The organism is Nostoc sp. FACHB-888 (genome assembly GCF_014696655.1).
Classification (GTDB): domain Bacteria; phylum Cyanobacteriota; class Cyanobacteriia; order Cyanobacteriales; family Nostocaceae; genus Nostoc.
Window position 1 is genome coordinate 1 of sequence record NZ_JACJQM010000424.1, and the last position, 1,613, is coordinate 1,613.

Consider the following 1,613-nt stretch of genomic DNA (forward strand, 5'->3'; position numbering starts at 1 on the left):
CTCCCCCTCACAATGATTATCATTTTAATATTGAGTGAGATTTAATTTCCTCAAAGCCTTATGTAGTTTGAGTCTTGGTGTATTTCATACTGATTCAGGCTCGTCAATATTTAGATGCGTTTGCCCTGGTGAGTTTGTCGAGTTTCGGTTGTCACTAGATGGGCCACCGATCCGCATAGTCCAAGGTATTCAACTGATTAATGATTGTTGTTTCTACAGCATCGAATGACCCCAAAAACAAAGCATTCCATCAAAGTTATAGACAATTTTCCTTGAAAATTTGGTGAACACTATTCTGGTATTTCGTTTCTATTTCTAAATCTTCTCAGTAATTTTAAGTAGCTCTTGACTACATTTCATCAATTCATAGAGATCATAGGCATATAATTTTTCCTGGTTTGGCTCACAAGGCGTTGCGCTTGTTGCTACGATTGGATCACCGTAACCATTGGTTTTACCAATGAGTAAAAGTTTTTGACCTGCGTACTCTCCAATTAATTTGAAATCAGTTTCAGGTAAAAGCTTGACATCAGTCACAAAACTCTGATTTTGAATGGACATTTTTACTCCTAACTTTTTTAACAATTTGAACATTTAAGTTTTTTTGAGAGGTGGTGTGAAAATACCATCTCTCAAAAATTTATGAATCCTTTGTTTTTACCCATGTGGAGTACACATCTTCAAAAAAGCTCTTGTAACCACCATTTTCCTAATAAGTTTTTAGCTTTACTTTCAAAGTAGTAAAATAAGTGCCATTGATGATTTCATGTCCGTAACCAATGACTTGACCAAATTGCCCTGTTTGTTGATGCAAGGCATAATCTCCAATATTTAACATGATGGTCATTCCTTAATTAGCTAGTTAAATCGTTTATAGTTGATATTTGTGAATGCAATAATCACCCTCAAGCAGTAAATAAAAATTAAGCTGCAATCTGAGGTCTTTGAACAGATTTAACTGTTGTTTGAGCAAGTGAAATATACAGATGAGTTAATTGAGAGGCAACACTATCCCAACTAAAAGTACTTTCTACCCGTAAGCGACCAGCTTCACCTAATCGGTCTCGCCAAGCTGGATTGAGCAAGATCCGGTCTATAGCCGAAGCAAAAGCTACTTCGTCTTTAGCTGGCGCTAATAATCCTGTGACTTCTGGGACGACAGTAAACTGTAACCCGCTAACATTACTTGCAACAACAGGCGTGTTACTAGCCATTGCTTCAATAGCAACTAAACCAAAAGGTTCATAATGGCTAGGCACTACGCACACATCAGCCGCAGCATAGTAGTAAGGCAAAATAGTCTCATCTAGACGACCGGGAAAAGTTGTACAATCACTCAGCTTTAGTTGAGCAATGACATTGGCTATGCGTTCGCGTTCAATACCATCACTTTGACCAGGACGGCTACCACCGCCAATTACTAGTTGCAGGTTAGCTTTACCCCTTAAATCAGACTGAGCAACGGCTCTAACTAAGGTTTCAACTCCCTTACGTGGATCAAAACGACCGACATATAGAACCCATTTGACATCTAAGAAGGTACTGCAAGCCTCTTAATCATTAGCCTGATGAAGCAGAGATTGAGTTTGGCAGTGGCATTAACCAGGGTTCGT

General features: G+C 38.7%; 2 protein-coding genes and 1 pseudogene. All 3 read right to left on the reverse strand.

Annotation, left to right across the window (positions count from 1 at the left end):
- Nucleotides 1-315: 315 nt before the first annotated feature.
- Nucleotides 316-561, reverse strand: coding sequence for a hypothetical protein (locus tag H6G26_RS41650; RefSeq protein WP_190737990.1), 246 nt, complete (start codon nucleotides 559-561; stop codon nucleotides 316-318).
- Nucleotides 562-709: 148 nt separating this feature from the next.
- Nucleotides 710-838: a hypothetical protein gene (locus tag H6G26_RS44145; RefSeq protein WP_277883981.1), complete on the reverse strand. Its 129-nt coding sequence runs from the start codon at nucleotides 836-838 to the stop codon at nucleotides 710-712.
- Nucleotides 839-923: 85 nt separating this feature from the next.
- Nucleotides 924-1,520 (reverse strand): annotated as a pseudogene (locus tag H6G26_RS41655) (glycosyltransferase); the annotation flags it as partial.
- Nucleotides 1,521-1,613 lie beyond the last annotated feature (93 nt).